Genomic DNA, 16673 nt, shown 5'->3' on the forward strand with positions numbered 1-16673 from the left:
CAATGTAAACGGGAGGAATTAGAATGAGCTCAAGAAGCATGAAAGATATGGGAAATGAAATGTTGAAGCGGTATGGTATGGTGTTGATTCTCATACTGATGGTTATTGGTATGACAATAGCAAAACCTGTATTTATACGAAGCGCCAACTTGATTAATATTTTTAGACAAGTTTCTGTTATCGGTACATTGGCCTTTGGTGTTACATTGATAATTATTACAGGTGGTATTGATTTATCATCAGGTTCAGTAGTTGCCCTTGTAGGGGTTATAGCAGCAACTTGGGCAGCGCCAGGTAATAACGTGATTTTAGCTGTTGTAATGGGGCTTGTTATAGGAGCAGCTTGTGGACTTTTTAATGGAGTAGTCCTATCAATAACGGGTATACCGCCTTTTATTGTCACCTTAGGAATGATGACCGCCGCTAGAGGTGCAGCGCTTTTGTTTACTGATGGACGTCCGGTTAGTGATATTTCAGATGGGTTCTTGGTTTTAGGATCAGGTAATATAGGAATTATTCCTGTACCTGTGTTAATTTTCTTGTTGATGGGACTTCTAACCCATATCATCTTACGTAAATCTAAATTTGGAAAAACCATTTATGCTCTTGGAGGTAACGAACAAGCGGCAAAGGTCTGCGGTATTAATGTTAAAAAAGTATTGATTATTGTTTATACTTATGCTGGTATTATGTCAGCTGTAGGAGGAATTATCCTGACTGCTAGAGTAAGTTCTGGAAATCCAACTGCTGGTCTATCTTATGAACTTGATGCCATCGCATCAGCTGTTATTGGTGGAACAAGTCTTAATGGTGGTGTTGGTTTTATATCTGGAACCATTATAGGTGCTTTGATCATTGGTGTACTGAATAATGGGCTAACATTGATTGGTGTATCGCCATACTGGCAACAAATCATCAAAGCTATTATTATTGTCGGTGCCGTAATCCTAGATTCATACAGGCATAAATCAGCAAAATAGAATGTAATGATTACATACAACATGTAAGCTATTTCAAAAGGAGATAAATAAAATGGATACTATAAGATTTCAGGCAGATCGTAAACTGGATGTTATTGCCATTGGAAGGATAGGCATTGATTTGAATCCTAATGAATATAACCGCCCCCTTGAAGAGACCTTAACCTTTACCAAAACTGTAGGAGGCTCTCCAGCCAACATCGCTGTTGCTACATCACGATATGGCATTCGTACAGGATTCATCGGAAGAATAGCAGACGATGCATTTGGACGCTATATTTTAGATTATTTTAAGTTAAAGAATATCGATACAGAGGGGTTAGTGGTTGATAAAGAAGGACATAAAACTGGATTGGCATTTGTTGAAATCAAAGGACCTAATGATAGCGATATTATCATGTACAGAGAAGGTGCTGTCGACCTTGAACTAACCATGGATGATGTTCAAGAAGAGTATATCAAGTGTGCTAAAGCATTGGTTGTGTCAGGAACTGCCCTTGCCAAAAATCCATCCAGGGAGGCGGTATTCTACGCCTTGAAACTTGCTAAAAAGCATAATACAGTAACCTTTTTTGATGTAGACTATCGCCCCTACACATGGCAATCGATGAAGGAAACATCACTCTACTGTTCCATGGCAGCTTCATTATGCGATGTGATTATTGGAACCAGAGAAGAGTTTGATGTCTTGGAAGGTGTTGATCTTCCTGATAATCAAGATGATGAATTAACAGCTGAGTATTGGCTTAGCCAATCACCACAGCTCGTTATTGTTAAACGTGGCAGGGAAGGATCAGTGGCGTATCTTGAGAATGGTGAAAAGTATGTAGGTGAGGTCTTTCCAGTGGATGCTCTTAAGACACAAGGTGCAGGAGATTCTTTTGCAGGAGGTGTCATCAGTGCGATGATTAAAGGTAGAGATGTAGTAGAAGCCATGCGTTATGGTGCAGGAGCTGCAGCTATCGTTGTTCAAAAGAATAGCTGTTCTGAGGCTATGCCTACTGAAGAAGAGATACAACAGTTTATAGAGAATTATAAAAAAGCTAGGAGGGGTTAAATGCTAGTAAACATGAAAGAAATGCTGAATTATGCTGCCAGGAATAATTGCATCGTACCAGGGTTTAATGTATTTGGTTATGAGGATGCAAAAATGGTTATAGACGTTGCCAAGGAAATGAATGCCCCTGCTTTATTAATGACCAATAGAGATGCTGCCGAGTTTATGGATATCAAGTATTATGGGGCACTTTATAGGGCAATGGCGCTAAATACCGATGTCAATGTATGCATCCACTTAGATCACGGGAAATCAAAGGAAGATGTAGTGAAAGCCATTCAAGCAGGCTATACATCTGCAATGTATGATGGATCAGCCTTATCCATAGAAGAAAATATTAAAATATCTAAGGAGATTGAAGAGTTATGTAAAGTTTGTGATGTTTCCTTAGAGGTTGAGGTTGGTTGTGTTGCTTATCATGAGCCTCATATCAAGGTTGAAGAACGTCTTACTGAACCAGAAGAGGTCAAGATGATGGCTGAAGCCGTTGATGTAGTAGGGATAGCCATTGCAGTTGGTAATGTTCATCGAATGAAGGAGCAAAAGGCTAACATTGATTTTAAACGACTCAAGAAAGTGGATGAGATGACAAAGGTTCCATTGGTTATTCATGGATCTTCAGGTATCCCTAATGAGCAAATTATAGAAATGAGAGAATACGGTATAGGTAAAATGAATCTAGGTACAACCCTTAGACAGGCCTTTGGGTATACAATAAGGGATTTTACACGTAATAATCCTGAAGAATTTGATAGAATTACATTAATGAGACAGCCAATGGAAGAGATGAAAAAAGTTATTCGTGATAAATATCATCTTCTCGGGTGGTAATCCGTGAGAATAAGGTGGTGGAGGATAAATGAGAAAAGTAGTAACCAAAGAGCAGATTAGAGGATGCTTTTTTAATGGAATGACAATAATGGTTGGTGGCTTTATGGGGTGTGGGACACCAGAAGGACTTATTGATTTAATTATTGAATTAGATATCAAGGATATCACCCTAATTGCTACTGACACAGCCACGATTGACCGTGGTGTAGGGCGTCTTATAGTGGGAAAAAGAGTAAAGAAGCTGTACGCATCACATATCGGATTAAATCCTGAAACAGGTAGACAAATGAATAAGGGTTCCTTGGAAGTTGAATTGGTACCACAGGGAACTTTAGTTGAGAGAATTCGCGCAGGTGGATTTGGTTTAGGTGGTGTGTTAACACCTACAGGACTCGGGACTATTATTGAGGAAGGTAAAGAGATTATTGAAGTTGATGGTCAAAAATTTTTACTTGAAAAACCCTTAAAAGCAGATGTTTCATTAATTAGAGGAAGTCTGACAGATTGCTATGGTAATACTATTTATAGGGGCACCAGTAACAATTTTAATCAGATGATGGCAACAGCTGGAGAAACTGTTATTGTTGAGACCGAAAAGCTTGTGCCAGCCGGATCTTTAAATAAAGAGAGTATAACCACACCAAGTATTTTCGTGGATTATGTCATACGTGGAGGTGGCGATTATGTCTACTAATACAAGTGTGTTAAAAAATAGAATAGCCAAAAGGATTGCAAAAGAATTTAGAGATAGAGATGTTGTGAATCTGGGAATTGGTTTACCCACGAAGGTTGCTAATTATATACCAGAAGGTATAGAAGTATTTTTTCAATCTGAAAATGGAATGATCTGCATGGGTGGGTCACCCAAAGAGGGTTATGAGACTTTCGATATTGTTGACGCTGGTGCGCAGTATTCGAGTATCTTACCTAATGGTGCTTTCTTTGACAGTTCCATGTCTTTTGGAATGATAAGAGGCGGTCATATTGATGTATGTGTTCTTGGGGCATTACAGGTTGATGAAAAAGGGAATCTTGCTAATTGGATTATACCAGGCAAGATGGTTCCAGGTATGGGGGGCGCTATGGATTTGGTTACAGGTGCAAAGCGAGTCATCATATCCACGTTACATACCAATAAGGGAAAAGCAAAAATACTAAAAGATTGTAAACTACCATTAACAGCGGTAGGCAAAGTCGATATGATTGTCACAGAGCTTGCAGTTATGAAAGTCACATCACAGGGTTTAAAACTTCTTGAGTACCATGAAAGTACATCTGTTGATAGGATTAAGGAATTAACTGATGCTAAACTGATTATAGAGGATGATGTCATTGTATGGAGGGAGGACTAAATGATGGAGGTTGTTATTCTTTCTGCTGTCAGAACACCAATTGGAAGTTTTGGAGGAACTCTAAAAGAGGTGAAAGCAGTTGAACTTGGTAAAATAGTGATGCAACAGTCTATTTCACATGCTAAAATAAATTATAACCATATTGATGAGATTATGTTTGGATGTGTTTTGCAAGGCGGGCTGGGACAGAATGTTGCAAGACAAAGTAGTCTCTTAGCAGGAATACCTGACCAAGTACCCAGCACAACCATCAATCAAGTGTGTGGATCAGGTTTAAAAAGTGTAGGATTTGGTGTAAGTTCAATTAAATCTGAAATGAATAATGTTGTTCTAGTTGGTGGAACTGAGAATATGAGCCAATCGAATTACATTCTTGAAGAAGCACGTTTTGGTCATCGAATGGGTGATAAGAAGGTGGTTGATGCCATGATTCGTGATGGATTATGGGATGCGATCAACGATTACCATATGGGGATAACTGCTGAAAATGTGGCGGATATGTACCAAATTACGCGAGAAGAACAGGATAAGTTTGCTGTTAATTCACAGAATAAAGCTGAAAAAGCTCAGGAAGAGGGACGTTTTACTGATGAGATAGTTCCTGTTGCAATTCAAGATCGTAAAGGTAAGGTTAAAGTTTTTGAGAAAGATGAATATATACGATATAACTCTACTATGGACAGGGTTGCCAAACTCTCCCCAGCTTTTAAAGCAAATGGTACAGTAACTGCAGCTAATGCTTCAGGAATCAATGATGGAGCTGCAGCAATTGTTCTTGCTTCTGAAAGCTTTGCCAAGGAACAAGGCTTAGTACCCATGGCTAAAGTCGTTGCTTATGGAAGTGTAGGACTTGATCCTGCGATAATGGGACTTGGACCTATAGAAGCTATACGTAAAGTATTAAATAAGGCTAACTTGACAATAGATGATATTGACCTTTTCGAGGTCAATGAGGCTTTTGCTGCTCAATCCATTGCTGTTGTCAAAGAATTAAACCTTGATTCAAGTAAGGTAAATGTCAATGGAGGAGCCATTGCCCTTGGTCATCCCATCGGTGCATCAGGGGCTAGAATCTTGGTAACATTACTTCATGAGTTAAAGAGAAGAAACCTAAGATATGGCATCGCTGCTCTTTGCATCGGAGGAGGGCAGGGGACTGCAGTCCTCGTTGAAAATATAAGACAGGTTGAGTAGAAAGGAAAGGTTGCGTATGAAATGGAAAATTGCTGGTGCTCCAGGTGCTTGGGGTATTGAAGATCCTAATAATCCCAATAATCCTCCTTATAAAAAGGTTCTTGATGATGCAAGTCAAGCAGGATACAAAGGATTGGAGCTAGGTCCCTTTGGGTATATGCCTCTTGAACTTTCTATACTTAAGAAAGAGCTTAAGGACAGAGGATTATCCATAGTGGCTGGAACCATATATGATGATCTGGTAGATGAGAGTAATTTTGAATCTGTCCTAGCAAAAGTTCATAAAACATGCCAGCTCATATCCCAATTGCCTAAACCAGAGCAGTTGGAAGGACAACGATATGAAACCCCTTATCTTGTCATCATTGATGCTGTTAAGGAGGAGCGTAATGCAGAAGCAGGTCACCCAGAAAATGCCAAACGGTTAAGTGAGAAAAGATGGAATCTCTTGACCAACCACATCTTAGAAATGAGTAGGATTGCTAAAACCTATGGTATTCGAGGAGTCATTCATCCCCATGCGGGTGGTTATATAGAGTTTGAAGATGAAATACAGAAAATCATGGATGATTTAAATGCTGAAGAAGTAGGGCTATGTCTTGATACGGGACATCTGTTCTATTCCAAGATGAAGCCTGATGACTACATCCGTCAATATCAGGAGCGTCTAGACTATGTACATTTTAAAGATATTAATCATGCCACCTATGAAAAGATCATGAATGATGGTATGGGATTTTTTGAAGGGTGCAATATCGGTGTTATGTGTCCTATTGGTTCAGGATGTGTTGATTATAAAGGAATTAGACAAGCACTTAGTGATATTGGGTACAATGGATGGATTACCATTGAACAAGAAAGAGACCCTTTAGCTTGTCATCAAAGTATGGATGATGCTATCAAGAGTATTCGATACTTAAATAAGGAAGGATATAATCTATAAAGATTTTGGGAGGGGATTACAATGTTTAATGAAGAAATTCGATTTGATAAGCCATTAAGATGGGGAATGATTGGTGGAGGAAGAGGTAGCCAAATTGGTTATATCCATCGTTCAGCAGCACTTAGGGATGGTCTGTTCCAATTGGTAGCAGGAGCATTTGATATCAATCCTGATAGATGCGTTGATTTTGGTACCAACATAGGAGTGGATGCATCAAGATGTTATAGTGATTATAAAGTTATGATAGAAAACGAATCAAAGAGAGATGATGGCATTGAGGTTGTTTCTATTGCCACACCTAATAAGTTTCACTTTGATATGACAAAAGCAGCCTTAGAGGCCGGCTTACATGTTATCTGTGAAAAGCCCTTATGTTTTACAGTTGAAGAGGCTGAGGAATTAAAGGCTTTAGCTGAAGAGAAGGATTTGGTTATCGGTGTAACTTACGGGTATACAGGTTATCAAATGATTCATCAGGCACGTAAAATGATTGAAAATGGAGATCTTGGTGAAATTCGAATAATCAATATGCAATTTGCTCATGGGTGGCATTCAGAAGAAGTAGAAAAAAATGACCCTGGTCTTAAATGGAGAGTAACTCCTGAGCAAGCAGGACCAACCTATGTACTGGGTGATATCGGTACGCATGCTTTATATTTGGCTGAAGTTATGATTCCTGAATTGAATATTGAAAAGTTGATGTGTTCTAGACAAAGCTTTATTGCATCAAGAGCGCCACTTGAAGATAACGCTGTCGTCCTCATGAATTTTGATAATGGGGCAGTAGGTAACCTTTGGGTATCAGCCGTTAATGCTGGCGGGATTCATGAACAAAAGATCCGTGTTGTTGGTTCAAAGGCTTCTATTGAATGGTGGGATGAGCATCCTAACCAATTGATTTATGAAGTTCAAGGACAACCAAAGCAACTCCTTGACCGCGGTCATGGCTATCTGTATCATGATGACCAAGCTGTTACATCAGATCGTATTGGATGTGGTCATGCTGAAGGGTTATTTGAATCATGGTCTAACCTGTACCAACGTTATGCAATAGCTATTGATGCAAAAATTCGTGGTGACAAAGAAGCAGGTGATATCTGGTACCCAGACGTTAATGCAGGTCTTGAGGGCGTTCGATTCATTGAAAACTGTGTTCGTTCTTCAGACAATGGTTCTGTATGGGTGGATTATAAGTAAAGATAAAACGCTCCCCTTACCGTGGGAGCGTTTAGTATAATTTACTGATATTCTTGGCGCTTTTGTAAATATTGTTTCGGATAGTCTCAATGGATTTATCATCTCTTGTGCATTGGCATATAATCATTTCCTATATTCACAACCTCATAGGCAGGTCTTAGTATTTTCTTATCACTGACAATTTGCTCGATTCTGTGGGCGCACCAACCTGGTACTCTAGCAGCAGCAAATAGTGGTGTATAAAGCTCTTGTGGAATATTCAACATTTCATATACAAAACCAGAGTAGAGGTCAACATTCGAACAGATGATAGTATCTTCTCCTTTTAATTCCTTAAAAATCTCTATTGTTAATTCTTCAATATTTTTATACAAATTATATTCCTCTAATGTATCCTTTTCAACTGCAAGCTCGTAGGCTTTTTCCTTTAAGAGTTCCGCTCTTGGGTCTGATTTCGTATATACTGCATGACCCATACCGTATATTAAACCTTCACCATTAAATACTTCTTTATTCAGTATTTTAAGTAGATAATCTTTAAGTACGCCTCTATCTTTCCAGTTTGAAGCATTTTCTTTGATGTCAAGAATCATTTCTCGTACTTTGATATTAGCTCCGCCGTGCTTTGGTCCCTTTAAAGCACCAACAGCTGATGCTATAGCAGAGTAAGTATCCGTTCCTGATGATGATACAACATGTGTAGCAAAAGCAGAATTATTACCTCCACCATGCTCTGCATGAATGACAAGACAGAGATCCAGGATTTCCGCTTCTGTTTTTGTATACTTATTATCTTGTCTCGTCATAAAGAGAATATTTTCAGCCGTACCTATCCCTTTTTGTGGAGCATGAATGTATAAGCTTTTTTTATCAAAATAATGGGCTTTTGCCTGATAGCCATAGGAGATAATTGTAGGAAATCTAGCTATTAATTTCATACTCTGAAGTAAAAGATTTTGCACACTAGTTTCATCCGGTGTCTCATCATGGGAATAGAGTACTAATATGCTTCTCTGTAATTTATTCATAATATCCTTGCTTGGAATTCGTAGAATCATATTTTCTGTAAAATGTAGTGGCAAAGTTCTCCATTCATCTAGCATCTCATTGAATTCATCAAGTTTATTTTGAGTAGGAAGCTCACCAAACAATAAAAGATATACACATTCTTCAAAACCATAACGTTTTTGTTCTTGAAAGCCTTTTACAATCTCAGTAAGCTTTATTCCTCTATAAAATAATTCACCTTCAACTGCTTTTTTTTCTTTGCCATCAAGTTCATAGCCTTGAATGCACCCTACTTGAGTAAGTCCGACCTTTACACCTGTTCCATTTTCATTTCTTAATCCTCTTTTTATTTTATACATGTTATAAGTTTCTGGAAGTATGTAGTTATTTTTTTCTGCAGTAAGCGTTAATTCATTAAGTAAATTAGCATAGGTTTCTTTGGTCAATTTTTTTACCCCCTTCAAAATAGATATAGATGTTGCAAGGAATACTGTGGTAATTCATGCGTATTTGATTAAAATAGAAGCAACTGCTTACATGATATCTATTAATATAAAATTTCTTCGACCTGTATTATTGTATACAATTATACTTGTGTGGGTGTTCTGTGTCAAGCGAACTTATTAAATTTTTAAAAAATTATAAAAAATAGTATGTTTATATTTGATGTGGATGACGCTATCACAGAAACAAGTGAACAGCATTATCAGGCATGGAAATAATGTGCAGAAGAACTTGGTATCGCCATTGACCGTAAATTTAATGACAAATTAAAAGGTATATCACAAGTGGAGTGTCTTGAAACAATTAATTTTATAATGAAGAGATTTTAGAAAAGAAAAGAAGTGCTTAGCGCCGCTAGAATACCGGAGCCAAGCACTTCTTTCATTTTTTCATTTCCTCTTTGTATGTTTTTGGAGATAAGCCGGTTATCTTCTTAAATGTTTTACTAAAATAAAAAGGGTCAGTAAATCCTACAGCTGGTGCCAATGATTTGGTAAGTATGTGTGGATTTTGCTGCATGAGTTCTTTAGCACGGGTTATTCTTAAGGTGCATAAATATTCTGTTGGTGACATGCCTACTTCCTTCTTAAATAAACGACTTAAATAAGCAGGGGTAAAACCGAACCTTTTGGCTAAGCTCTGTTGTGTTATTGGTTCTTTTATGTGATCTTCCAAGTAATGTTGAATTTGATGCATAATGGCTGTTGAGGATGTTTTATAACTATCAGAGTCATGACACTCAAATTTAATCGAAAGTTGGTTATGAATTTGATCGAGTAGCTTTGTTAAGGAGTCAACATCGACAGGCTTTAATAAGTAATCCAATACGTTTAGTTGAATGGCTTGTCTAGCGTACTCAAATTCTTCAAAACCGGTAAGTATGATAGGTATAATTTCTAAGTTATGATTGTTGATATAATTAAGCACATGGAAGCCATCCTTTACAGGCATTCGTATATCCGTAAAGACAACATGAAAATCAGAATGCTTGAGTTTCTCTATAGCCTCATCACCATTAAAAGCCGTATCAGCCACTTTAAAAGATGGATTGATGTTCTCAATGAGTTTTTTTAGACTTCTTTGGATGGGTGGTTCATCCTCAACGATTAACACTCTTATGTTCATGCAGTGGCCCTCCTATAGTTATTTTTGTACCTTCATGTTTTTCAGTTTCTACTTTGAATATCATATCATTTTTATAATAAAACTGAAGTCTGATGAGCGTATTAAGTAGGGCTAACCCTCCGATACTTAGCTGTGTCAGGCTATTTTTAGGATGGTTGTAAAAGGCATTTAACTCATCTTGAATAATCTTTAACTTATCTTCGTCAAAGCCACAGCCATTGTCCTCAACAGTGATGTACCACCTATTTTTTTTAACACCGATATTTATGTAGACATGCCAAGGTGGGCGTTTGTTCCTGAAACCATGAGAGAAACAGTTCTCCAATAAAGGTTGTAAAACTAACTTTGGTATAGGTATTTGGTTTAAAGATGGGTCAATGGCAAAAGAATATTCTAATTGATCTTCAAAACGGTCTTTCATTAATGTCATATAATTCACAGCATTCCTGTATTCATCCTCTAATGTAACAGTATCATCGTCAAAGGCTGAAGTGTATCGTAAGATGTTTGAAAGTTTGCTGCACATTTTACTAATTTTGCAATAATCTTCTTCAATGGCGGCAGCATTAATGACAGCAAGTGTATTATATAGAAAATGTGGGTTCATCTGAGATTGCAAGGCTAATATATGGGAGCGCATCTCACTTGTCTTTAGTTCGACAACCTCATCCATAGATTTCTCTAAACGTTGAAGCATTTTGTTAAAGGATTCGTTAAGAAGTTGAAGTTCATTATTATAATAGTTTTCATCCATTTCTATGGAGAGATTTTTAAAACTTATATCATTAATAGAGGTTCTTAATTGCTTAAGAGGAGAAGTTAGGTGATTAGTAATTATGGATATTAAAGCTAAGGCAGCTATAATTAATGCACACCCAATGATTAATAAGATAAGACCCATATATTGTATTGGTGCCAATAGCGTATCCATGGGTTGAACAGAAAACAATAACCACTGGGATATGGAGGAGGTGGAAAATGCAACAACCTCCTTCACACCTGTAACAGGGTTTGTAGTATTATAGAAGCCCTCTGTTTGGCCATTAGGAACTTGTTTCATATAGTAATCCATATGGACTGAGTAATTTGTAGTATTTTGTTCATAGGGATATGCCATCTGACTAGAAGGTGTCAGTAAGTAATGTTTCCTTCCATCATCCTCGTAGTCCTCAAAAATATTTGCTATGACATCATATGGTAACTGAATTTCTACAATACCATAGGAAAAATTTACGTCCCGTAATTCCCTAGAAAGTGAAAAAAGTATTTTTTGACGTTGTCGATTCCATGGATCAATAGTTGGGGGAGATAGGTGGCGCTTACCATCTAAAGAAAGCATATGGGCGTACCACTCCCTATACTGGTTTTTTTGCATTTGATTATGTATATAGACCTGAGAGTCAGGTAAGACACCTGTACTTATGAAATCACCACGGTCATTATAGATGCTAATGCGATGAGCAAAAATATTGGGACCGTTAATGGATGTCAGTGTTGCTATAGTTTGTAATCTATTCTCATAACTATGTGTAAAATAATCCTCAGGGGAAGAATCTCGCTTAGCATCTTTAAAGACCTCTTGTATGGATGGATTGGCAATAATCTGAAGTGCCATTTTATCCATATCACGAAAGAGTGTATCCAATTGGTCTTTGTTTAATTGGTTAATACTAATAAGGTGCTTAATAGCATTTTCTTCAATATTTTTATAGGTATAGCCGTAGAAGATAAGAAATGAAAAGATGATTATGCTAATTATTATAATGGAATAAGATGTAAAAATTTTTTTTTGTAAATTCAATTTTTTTTTTTTTTCATAGACAAAACCCCCAAAACTATATTAACATTTTTTCATATCAAAATGTTTATTTTATTTCAAAGAGTTATAAATATTACATTGAATTTTATGAATTATCCATTCTTTTAAAGAGTATTTTTATTTATACTAAGAATCATAGGGCCCTGGTTATGAAATAAATATGATGGAGGATGAGCATGTGAATAAGACGAAGGTATTTATTACAATGTTACTTGTTTTAACGATGAGTATTTCTCTCATTGCTTGTTCAGAGAAGGAAGAACCTTCTAATGAAGTTGTAGAATCACAAGCACCGGCTAAAAATGGAGTTAATGAAGAGAAGAAAGAAGTTAAGGAAAAACCTACTGATATAGTGTATTTTACATCATCCGCAAAATATAAAGATTCTTATGATGTTATTGCGGATAAAGTTGATGAAGCTTTAAATGTTGCAATTGACGTACAGGTTGTACCTGATGAGCAATATACCACATTATTAAAGACAAAGCTATCTACAAGAGAAGTACCAGATATATTTGATTTTAATACTCCAACTGGTTATATGCAGTTAAATGTTGTAGAAAACTGTGTGGAATTATCAAATGAACCATGGGTTGAGCGTCTAGTTAATCCAGGTTTGGTTATTAAAGAAGGACAACTATATGCAATGCCAAGAGAATCCTCTTCTTTCTTTCCAGCAATGTATTATAATAAAAAGATCTTTGCTGAATTAAATTTAGAGGAACCAACTACATATGATGAATTTCTTAATGTACTAGAAACCATTAAGCAGGCGGGGATTACACCTATACACATGGCGGATAAGGAAAATTGGACAACACAGATTTTTATGACAAGCGGATTCTCAGCTGCCTTAGCACCTGACCGCAATGATGAAGTCTATGGTGCTTTACGAAATAATACACTCAAGCATGCAGAAGTACCTGAGTTTATCGGTATTTTGGAGAAATATAAAAATTTTTATGATATGGGTTATGTTAATGAAGATCATATGACTGCAACCTATGATGTATCTCAAGATGCAGTAGGGTCAGGTAAAGCAGCAATGATGATGAACGGTGAATGGGTTGTTAGTTCAATACAGAATATGCATCCAGATGCGGAAATCGGTGCATTTGCTGTTCCACTAGAGACTGGTTATATTGGATCTGGAGCATTTGTTCAAGGAATGTTTATACCAAAAGCATCTGAAAATGTAGAGCTAGCTAAAGTAGTATTAAATACATGGTCTCAGCCAGAGTACTTGAATATATTCTTTGAAGAGAATCCATCATTTCCAGCTTTTAACGATGTAGATCCAGGTGATGTGCCAGAAAGTGTTCAAAAGATTGTGGATCAATATGTAGCTACAGGTAAAACCGTTCTTCAGTATAACAATATGTTTGAAGAGCCTTCATCTCTAAGACCGGATTATTTATGGAAGTACTTTGTAGAAATGGCCATTGGGGAGAAGACACCTGTTGAGGCTTTAGAAGCATGGGATGAAGATGTTGCAGATTTTATGAAAACAAAAGGTTATGCTGGATGGTAAACATAAAATGTTTCATGTAACGCTAAGGGTCTATATTAAGACCCTTTATGTTACGCTATCATCTAAAGGAGGTACTCAGTGGAAAAGTTAATGAAGAAAAGATATCCCAGTAGTTTTATCATACCTGCAATATTAGTATTTGGAATATTTTTTGTATTACCTACAGTGTTAGGATTCTTTTATTCTTTTACAAATTGGGATATTGACCGAAGCCAGATTCAGTTCATTGGGTTAGATAATTTTAAGTACTTATTTTCTAGAGATGAATTCACAGTAGCTTTAAAGAATACATTAATTTTTGGTATTTTTACAGCTGTTTTAAAGAATATAATTGGACTGCTTTTGGCCTTAGGTGTTAATAAAGATCTTAGATCTAAGAATTATTTAAGAACGATGTTTTATCTACCTGGTGTCTTAAGTATGATTGTTGTAGGTATTATGTTTAACTCTATTTTTGCCATGGATGGTATGTTAAACAATACTTTAGAAGCAATTGGATTAGGTATGCTAACGACAAATTGGTTGGGAAATAAAAGCACCGCCATGGCATGTATAATTATTATGGAAATATGGAAATGGTCCGGTTTTCATATGATTATATATATTGCAGGTCTTCAAACAATACCAAAAGAGTTGCTAGAAGCATCTACTGTTGATGGAGCTACTAAGTGGATGCAGTTTTGGAAGGTAATATTACCTCTCCTCATTTCTTCAGTGAGTATAAACATAATTATTGGTTTAATCGGTGGTTTTAAAGTATTTGAACAAGTATATGTTTTAACCAATGGTGGGCCAGGTGGTAGTACGCAAGTATTAAATACTTTAGTATTCCAATCCTTTTCACAAGGTCTATACGGGCGGGGCTCAGCTATGGGATTGCTCTTATTCCTATTTATAACCATTATATCTCTCTTGTTAAATACATACTTAAAAAGCAAGGAGGTAGATAGTTAATGAAGAGTGAGAAAATTCTGTATAAGTCATCCATCGACGTTCCGAAGCTGCTATTCGAGATTTTTATGATCTTGTTGAGTTTTATTATACTCATACCATTTGTTATGATGTTATTAGGTTCTTTCAAAACTCAGCAAGAAGCTATTTACTTTAATTTAAGTCTACCAGAGAAGTGGCAGTTTAATAACTATTTGCAGGTAATTCAGGAAGGGAAAATAATACGTTCTTTTCTAAACAGTATGCTTATAACTAGTTCATCCGTTACGCTATGTCTTATAGCAACTGCTTTAGCATCCTTTGTTATAGCACGACGTAAGGATAGAGCCATGTCTTTTATGATGAATCTGTTTATGATAGGAATGATTGCACCTATGTCCATGATACCGACTATTCGTGTTCTTCAAACACTTCATTTAACAGGTAGTTATTTAGGTGTAATACTGATTTACATGGCTAGGAATATCCCATGGAGTTCATTTATCTTCATAAAATTCATAAAGGGAATACCCATGGAGTTGGATGAATCAGCAATCATTGATGGATGTGGCCCCCATGGTACATTTTTTAAGATTCTCTTACCCTTATTAAAACCTGTAACGGTGACAACACTAATTATAGTAGTAATGAATGTATGGAACGATTTTATGATTCCTTTATACTTCTTAGGCAATTCTAAGAAATGGACTATGCCTTTGACAGTCTATAATTTCTTTGGGCGTTATGCGAGAGAGTGGAATCTAGTATTTGCAGACTTGATTATGACAGCTCTACCTGTAGTGCTACTCTATCTGTTCTGCCAAAAATATATTATTGCAGGATTGACAGCAGGTTCTGTAAAAGGTTAAGCCAAGCACTGATAGCAATATATGCTATCAGTGTTTTTCTATGGAAAGACCTATACATTATCTGCAGTAAATGTTGCACTTATCCAAAAGCTTACAATGTCCGCTTTATCACCAAATAATGGTTGGAGGAGAAGTTTTTTTGAATAATTAGTTCACTATCTTTTTGTATATCTAAAGTAAAAAAATCAACCCCTATAGGGGGTTTGATTGTGAATGTGCTATATAAATGGTGAATAAATTAATAGATTTATTGTATATAAGTTCAAATTAAGCATTATAGTATTGTGAAAAATAATTAAAAAGCTAAAAAAAATATTGACATTTATGCTTTTATTGGTTATAGTTAATAAAAAGCCGTTGATAGGGCTTTTAAAAATATAAACGATTGAAAGCGATTTCAATATAAAGTTATTATTTTTTTATTGTCTATGAAAGCGCTTTCAAATACTTGAACTTTTATGTATGATAATTACATAGTAGTCTATACAACGTTTTAAAATATAAATTGATTCAGAGAGGGGAGAATGATAATGTTAGACATTTTGTTTATAGGTGCTCATCCAGATGACGAAGGGAATATAACTGGAACCTTGATCAAAGCTAGAAAAGCTGGCAAAAAAGTAGGTATATTAACTTTAACAAAAGGTGAGTCAAGTGGTGTTGCCACAGCAGAGGAACGAGAGATAGAAATGCAAAGGGCAGCTAAGGTAATTGGCGCAGCGTATTTGAAACATTTAGACTTACCTGATGCAGGTGTGAAGTTTTGTGATGAAACAGTTAATGCAATTATTGAGGTTTTAGTTGAAACAAAACCTCGGACAGTCATCACCACATATCCAATTGATTGTCATCCTGATCATGTAGCCGTGTCACATTCAGTGGATAAAGCCTTGTTTGTAGCTAGCTTAAAAAAGCACATGGGGGATGAACCTTGGGATTTGAAACAAGTCTTTTATTTATCTCTAGATTCCAGTGCTAACAGTAAGAAGCCGGACCTTATTATTGACGTTACAGATGTTATTGATGAAAAATATGAAGCTACTAAGTGCCATGCATCACAAGGTGTTGCTGATCCTCAAATAAATATTGCTAAGATTAATGGGAAAATGGGTGGTTTTGCATACGGTGAGGCGCTTTACAGAGGCGTACAACGCCAACATCCTATTAAGTTAAAATCCTTCGAGCCTTTGTTAATTGAAGACTAGAAAGTTTTGTATAAAGGAGAGATTAGAACTACACAAACAGAAGATACCATATGAGTCATTGATCTATCAAAGAGGACCTCATGGTATTGCCTTGGCAAATGATGTAACATCATTTAAAGAGGATCAAA

Annotated in this window: 15 protein-coding genes; 12 read left to right on the forward strand and 3 right to left on the reverse strand. The window is 36.4% G+C overall.

The annotated features are described in order from the left end of the window. The first annotated feature begins 23 nt into the window (after window positions 1–23). From C1Y58_RS24390 to C1Y58_RS24425, 8 genes are read left to right on the forward strand one after another with little or no spacing between them, the layout of a single operon-like run. Window positions 24–980 (forward strand): ABC transporter permease, encoded by a 957-nt coding sequence (locus tag C1Y58_RS24390; RefSeq protein WP_105619742.1) that lies wholly within the window; start codon window positions 24–26, stop codon window positions 978–980. Window positions 981–1032: 52 nt separating this feature from the next. Next, on the forward strand, window positions 1033–2037 hold the full coding sequence (gene iolC / locus C1Y58_RS24395) for a 5-dehydro-2-deoxygluconokinase (RefSeq protein WP_105619744.1): 1005 nt from the start codon (window positions 1033–1035) through the stop codon (window positions 2035–2037). Then, window positions 2038–2868 (forward strand): class II fructose-bisphosphate aldolase, encoded by an 831-nt coding sequence (locus C1Y58_RS24400; RefSeq protein ID WP_105619746.1) that lies wholly within the window; start codon window positions 2038–2040, stop codon window positions 2866–2868. A 28-nt stretch (window positions 2869–2896) separates the two neighbouring features. Continuing rightward, window positions 2897–3562, forward strand: coding sequence for a CoA transferase subunit A (locus tag C1Y58_RS24405; protein ID WP_105619748.1), 666 nt, complete (start codon window positions 2897–2899; stop codon window positions 3560–3562). Beyond that, a complete protein-coding gene (locus tag C1Y58_RS24410) occupies window positions 3552–4220 on the forward strand; it encodes a 3-oxoacid CoA-transferase subunit B (RefSeq protein WP_105619750.1) in 669 nt (222 codons plus the stop codon). The genes C1Y58_RS24405 and C1Y58_RS24410 overlap by 11 nt, the downstream gene beginning before the upstream one ends. After that, entirely contained in the window at window positions 4221–5414 is a 1194-nt protein-coding gene (locus C1Y58_RS24415) for an acetyl-CoA C-acetyltransferase (RefSeq protein ID WP_105619751.1), read from the forward strand. It begins immediately after the preceding gene. Window positions 5415–5430: 16 nt separating this feature from the next. Then, window positions 5431–6357, forward strand: coding sequence for a sugar phosphate isomerase/epimerase family protein (locus C1Y58_RS24420; protein WP_105619753.1), 927 nt, complete (start codon window positions 5431–5433; stop codon window positions 6355–6357). Window positions 6358–6378: 21 nt separating this feature from the next. Beyond that, window positions 6379–7554 (forward strand): Gfo/Idh/MocA family protein, encoded by a 1176-nt coding sequence (locus C1Y58_RS24425; protein WP_105619755.1) that lies wholly within the window; start codon window positions 6379–6381, stop codon window positions 7552–7554. 98 nt (window positions 7555–7652) lie between these two features. Here C1Y58_RS24425 and C1Y58_RS24430 read toward each other — a convergent pair whose 3' ends face one another. The 3 genes from C1Y58_RS24430 to C1Y58_RS24445 all read right to left on the reverse strand — a co-directional run bounded on the left by C1Y58_RS24430 (window position 7653) and on the right by C1Y58_RS24445 (window position 11992). After that, window positions 7653–9008: a citrate/2-methylcitrate synthase gene (locus C1Y58_RS24430; protein ID WP_105619757.1), complete on the reverse strand. Its 1356-nt coding sequence runs from the start codon at window positions 9006–9008 to the stop codon at window positions 7653–7655. 439 nt (window positions 9009–9447) lie between these two features. Continuing rightward, window positions 9448–10191 (reverse strand): response regulator transcription factor, encoded by a 744-nt coding sequence (locus C1Y58_RS24440; protein ID WP_105619759.1) that lies wholly within the window; start codon window positions 10189–10191, stop codon window positions 9448–9450. Further along, window positions 10166–11992 carry a cache domain-containing sensor histidine kinase gene (locus C1Y58_RS24445; protein WP_105619761.1) on the reverse strand — a complete coding sequence of 609 codons (1827 nt, stop codon included), beginning with the start codon at window positions 11990–11992 and terminating at the stop codon, window positions 10166–10168. Before C1Y58_RS24445 ends, C1Y58_RS24440 begins: the two co-directional genes overlap by 26 nt. Window positions 11993–12188: 196 nt before the next feature. Here C1Y58_RS24445 and C1Y58_RS24450 point away from each other — a divergent pair, with 196 nt between their 5' ends. The 4 genes from C1Y58_RS24450 (at window position 12189) to C1Y58_RS24465 (ending at window position 16545) form a co-directional block, all read left to right on the forward strand. Further along, complete coding sequence (locus tag C1Y58_RS24450) at window positions 12189–13541, forward strand: ABC transporter substrate-binding protein (RefSeq protein ID WP_157950272.1); 1353 nt, start codon at window positions 12189–12191, stop codon at window positions 13539–13541. A gap of 78 nt (window positions 13542–13619) precedes the next feature. Then, the gene (locus C1Y58_RS24455; RefSeq protein ID WP_105619764.1) at window positions 13620–14495 is read left to right on the forward strand and encodes a carbohydrate ABC transporter permease; all 876 of its coding nucleotides are present in this window, start codon (window positions 13620–13622) and stop codon (window positions 14493–14495) included. Beyond that, window positions 14495–15340 (forward strand): carbohydrate ABC transporter permease, encoded by an 846-nt coding sequence (locus C1Y58_RS24460; RefSeq protein WP_170311684.1) that lies wholly within the window; start codon window positions 14495–14497, stop codon window positions 15338–15340. The genes C1Y58_RS24455 and C1Y58_RS24460 overlap by 1 nt, the downstream gene beginning before the upstream one ends. A gap of 530 nt (window positions 15341–15870) precedes the next feature. Further along, window positions 15871–16545, forward strand: a complete 675-nt coding sequence (locus C1Y58_RS24465) for a PIG-L deacetylase family protein (RefSeq protein ID WP_157950273.1) — start codon at window positions 15871–15873, stop codon at window positions 16543–16545. Window positions 16546–16673: the final 128 nt, after the last annotated feature.

The sequence above is a fragment of the Vallitalea okinawensis genome, assembly GCF_002964605.1.
Classification (GTDB): Bacteria; Bacillota; Clostridia; order Lachnospirales; family PQDH01; genus Vallitalea_A; species Vallitalea_A okinawensis.

Coding starts and splice junctions, on each gene's coding strand:
- C1Y58_RS24390 (WP_105619742.1), top strand. CDS start 24: ATGAGCTCAAGAAGCATGAAAGATATGGGAAATGAAATGTTGAAGCGG.
- iolC (WP_105619744.1), top strand. CDS start 1,033: ATGGATACTATAAGATTTCAGGCAGATCGTAAACTGGATGTTATTGCC.
- C1Y58_RS24400 (WP_105619746.1), top strand. CDS start 2,038: ATGCTAGTAAACATGAAAGAAATGCTGAATTATGCTGCCAGGAATAAT.
- C1Y58_RS24405 (WP_105619748.1), top strand. CDS start 2,897: ATGAGAAAAGTAGTAACCAAAGAGCAGATTAGAGGATGCTTTTTTAAT.
- C1Y58_RS24410 (WP_105619750.1), top strand. CDS start 3,552: ATGTCTACTAATACAAGTGTGTTAAAAAATAGAATAGCCAAAAGGATT.
- C1Y58_RS24415 (WP_105619751.1), top strand. CDS start 4,221: ATGATGGAGGTTGTTATTCTTTCTGCTGTCAGAACACCAATTGGAAGT.
- C1Y58_RS24420 (WP_105619753.1), top strand. CDS start 5,431: ATGAAATGGAAAATTGCTGGTGCTCCAGGTGCTTGGGGTATTGAAGAT.
- C1Y58_RS24425 (WP_105619755.1), top strand. CDS start 6,379: ATGTTTAATGAAGAAATTCGATTTGATAAGCCATTAAGATGGGGAATG.
- C1Y58_RS24440 (WP_105619759.1), bottom strand. CDS start 10,191: ATGAACATAAGAGTGTTAATCGTTGAGGATGAACCACCCATCCAAAGA.
- C1Y58_RS24460 (WP_170311684.1), top strand. CDS start 14,495: ATGAAGAGTGAGAAAATTCTGTATAAGTCATCCATCGACGTTCCGAAG.
- C1Y58_RS24465 (WP_157950273.1), top strand. CDS start 15,871: ATGTTAGACATTTTGTTTATAGGTGCTCATCCAGATGACGAAGGGAAT.